The sequence below is a fragment of the Paraburkholderia sp. BR13444 genome (assembly GCF_040948755.1).
Classification (GTDB): domain Bacteria; phylum Pseudomonadota; class Gammaproteobacteria; order Burkholderiales; family Burkholderiaceae; genus Paraburkholderia; species Paraburkholderia youngii.
Map to the genome: position 1 here is coordinate 1 of NZ_JBFPKM010000086.1, position 218 is coordinate 218.

General features: G+C 65.1%; 1 protein-coding gene. It reads right to left on the bottom strand.

Going from position 1 to position 218, the window contains the following annotated elements; all coding sequences use genetic code 11:
* A partial coding sequence (locus AB3X95_RS39095; protein WP_368624019.1) for a hypothetical protein occupies positions 1-218 on the bottom strand: 218 nt, incomplete at both ends.

Consider the following 218-nt stretch of genomic DNA (forward strand, 5'->3'; position numbering starts at 1 on the left):
TCAGGCCGTCGTTGTTCACCACCGTGTCACCCATCGTCACGCTGTCGACCTTCAGGTCGCGTGCCAGATCGAAGTTCACGTCGTTGCCGGTCGTGCTCTTGCTCACCGCGAGGTTGCCATCGGTGTTCTTCAGGTCGACCGTGCCGCCCGGCGCCACGTTCGTCGCATTCTGGCCCTGCGCGCTCACGTTCCAGCCTGCGCTGGCCGTCTTGCCGACC